This is a genomic window from Promicromonospora kroppenstedtii DSM 19349, assembly GCF_000515355.1.
Lineage (GTDB): Bacteria > Actinomycetota > Actinomycetes > Actinomycetales > Cellulomonadaceae > Promicromonospora > Promicromonospora kroppenstedtii.
On record NZ_KI911746.1, the window covers coordinates 56,854 to 59,796 of the forward strand.

General features: G+C 75.2%; 4 protein-coding genes. 3 read left to right on the plus strand and 1 reads right to left on the minus strand.

Going from position 1 to position 2,943, the window contains the following annotated elements; all coding sequences use genetic code 11:
* The 3 genes from PROKR_RS25470 to PROKR_RS25480 form a co-directional block, all read left to right on the plus strand.
* Positions 1–364, plus strand: a 364-nt coding sequence (locus PROKR_RS25470; protein WP_157602687.1) for a helix-turn-helix domain-containing protein, incomplete at its 5' end; no start/stop codon positions are given.
* A 10-nt stretch (positions 365–374) separates the two neighbouring features.
* On the plus strand, positions 375–1,250 hold the full coding sequence (locus PROKR_RS25475; RefSeq protein ID WP_036969279.1) for a hypothetical protein: 876 nt from the start codon (positions 375–377) through the stop codon (positions 1,248–1,250).
* A gap of 26 nt (positions 1,251–1,276) precedes the next feature.
* On the plus strand, positions 1,277–2,269 hold the full coding sequence (locus tag PROKR_RS25480; protein ID WP_281171763.1) for a TIGR03557 family F420-dependent LLM class oxidoreductase: 993 nt from the start codon (positions 1,277–1,279) through the stop codon (positions 2,267–2,269).
* 21 nt (positions 2,270–2,290) lie between these two features.
* Here the strand turns inward: PROKR_RS25480 and PROKR_RS25485 are convergent.
* Positions 2,291–2,943 (minus strand): hypothetical protein (locus tag PROKR_RS25485; RefSeq protein WP_211240239.1); only part of this gene is annotated, 653 nt, incomplete at its 5' end.

A 2,943-nucleotide genomic window follows, 5' to 3' on the forward strand; every position in this document is an offset into this window, starting at 1 on the left:
GCTGCGGCGCAAGGCCGAGCGCGACGGCCTGGTCGCGGCAGCCGCTCGCCGGCTCGGCGTCCCGGGGGCGCGCATCTCCGGTGTGGCGCAGGAGCTCGGCGTCAGCGAACGGCACCTGCACCGGCGCACCGTGGACGCCGTCGGCTACGGACCCAAGATGCTCGGCCGGGTGGCGCGGCTGCGGCGGCTGATCACGCTGTCCTCCGGCGCGGCCGGACTGTCCTCCGGCATCCCGGTGCGCCTCGCGGAGCGGGCGACCGCGGCCGGCTACGCGAGCCAGGCGCACATGTCGGACGAGGTGCGCCGGCTCACCGGCCTCACGCCCGTCCGATTTCTGGAAGACGCCACCCTCACCGCGGCCTAGCGTCGAGCCCATGAGCACATCGACGAGCATCGACCTCGCAGCGGCCCGGCGGTTCGTGTACGACGACGCCCGCCTGCTGGAACGCCATCGCCTCGCGGCACTGCTCGGCGAGGCGCCGGCCACCCGGGTGCTGGACGCCCTGCGCCCCTACCGGAACGACGACGGCGGCTGGGGTCACGCCCTGGAACCCGACCTGCGGGGCCCCGACAGCCAGGTCTCGGGCGCCCTGTCCGCGCTGGAGGTGCTCGCCGAGCTGGGCACCGCCGCCGACCCCGCCGTTGCGGTGCTGGCCACCGAGACCGCCGACTGGCTGGCCGGCGTCGCGCTGCCCGACGGCCGGGCTCCGCACGTGCTGCCCACCGCCGCCGACTATCCGGCCGCGCCCTGGATGCGGCCCAACGACGACGGGTTCCTCACGTACGCCATCGCCGCCCACCTCTGGGAGCTGGGCCTGGACCACCCCTGGCTCGACGCGGCGACCGCATGGTGCTGGAAGCAGCTCGACGGCGCGCACCGCACGGACGGGTACACGGTCCTGTTCGCGCTCCGCTTCCTGGATGCCGTGCCGGAGCCGGACCGGGCCGCGGCCGTCGTCGAGCGCCTGCGACCCGCCCTGGCCGACGACGGGACCATCCCCGTCACAGGCGGCGAGGACGACGAGAAGCTCCGCCCCCTGCTGCTGTCGCCGCGACCCGGCGCACCCAGCCGGGCGCTGTTCCCCGAGCCGCTGATCGAGGGCGAGCTGGACCGGCTGGAGCGGGAGCAGCTCGACGACGGCGGCTGGGACTTCGACTACCTGCACTGGTCGCCGGGCCAGACGGTGGACGCGCGCGGCCTGGCCACGTTCGGTGCGCTCGCGGCGCTCCGGGAGCACGGCCGGCTCTGACGGGTGCGCGACGTAGGCTGTCCCGCGTGGTGACCATCGGCTATGCCGCGATGCTCGAGCAGTTCGCGCCCCGCGAGGCGGTGGAGCTGGCGGCGTTTGCCGAGGCGCACGGGTTCTCCGGCGTCATGGCCGCCGACCACTTCCAGCCCTGGACCCCGCAGCAGGGGCAGGCGGGCTTCGTCTGGAACGTGCTCGCGGCCGCCGCGGAGCACACCACGGGCGACCTGGGCCCCGTCACGGCGCCGACCTTCCGGTGGCACCCCGCCGTGGTGGCCCAGGCCTCGGCGACGCTCGCGGCGATGAACCCGGGCCGGCACTGGCTCGGCGTCGGCTCGGGGGAGGCGCTCAACGAGCACGTGGTGGGCGGCTACTGGCCCGAGGCGCCCGAGCGGATCAACCGGATGTTCGAGGCGGTCGAGATCATCCGCAAGCTCTTCGCCGGGTCCCTCGCCGGCCGGGACGTCAAGCACGCGGGCACGTACTTCAAGCTGGAGTCGACCCGGCTGTGGACCATGCCTGACGCCGCACCCGAGATCCTGGTCGCGACGGCCGGTCCGGTCACGGCCCGCCGTGCCGGGCGGACGGCGGACGGGCTGATCACGCAGGCCGCCCCGCTGGACCGCATGGCCTTGTTGCTGACCCGGTTCGCCGACGGCGCCCGTGAGTCGGGCCGCGACCCCGGCCGGATGCCCAAGGCGCTCCAGCTCCACCTGTCCTGGGCCCCGACCCACGAGGCGGCGGTGGCGAACGCCCTGACCGAGTGGCCCGTTGGCGGCATGCGGTTCCCGCGCTCCGACATCCGCTCGCCCCACGACTTCGCGCAGCTCGCCCGGATGGTCCGGCCCGAGGACTTCGACGGGCGGATGCTGATCTCCGCCGACCCGGACGAGCACCGCGCGTCGATCCAGCGGTACGTGGACCTCGGATTCGACCGGATCTACCTGCACAACGCGGGCCGCAACCAGCGCGAGTGGATCGAGACGTTCGGCCGCGACGTGCTCCCGAAGCTCGTGCGGTGACGGGCGGGCCGGCCCGCGCCGTCACCCCGTCGCGGCCCAGTTCCAGCCGCGCTCCTTGTTGTTCTCCACGTACACCGCGGTCAGCTCGCCGACGTCGGGCAGCGTGACGGTCGTGGTCACCGCCGCGGCGTCCGCGAGGTTGCCCTGCGCCCAGAAGGTGTCCTCGGGGCCGGCACCCTCCCGGGTGGCGCGCACCGGGGCCCCGTCCGGGCCGACGGCGTAGATCGCCAGCCATGCGCTCGGCGTCGGGGTCCCGTACTCGCGGGTGCCCGCCCGGTCGCAGGAGACCGTGAGCGTGGCCTGCCGCCCCTGCAGGCGGTCGACGCTGACGTTCCAGCACGAGCCGCCGCCGAGGCCCTTGCTCGTGCCGAGGGCCCACGGGGCTTCCGCGCTGCCGTCGGCGACGGCGCTGGAACCGGTCCCGGGGCTCACGCCGGGCTCGCTCGTGTCGGTGACGTCTTCCGGCGGTCCGTTCTCCTGCGGCTGGCCCGCCGCGGGCGCCCCGCCGAGGTCGCTCCGCTCGCGGTCGTGGTCGAGCCAGGTCCAGACGCCGAACGCCGAACCGGCCAGCAGCACCGCTGCGGTAACGGCGCCCACGACGGTACGCGGCCGCCGTCGGCCCCGCGAGGTGGCAGCTGTGCCGCGGCCCGAGGTGGTGCTACCGCGCCCCATGC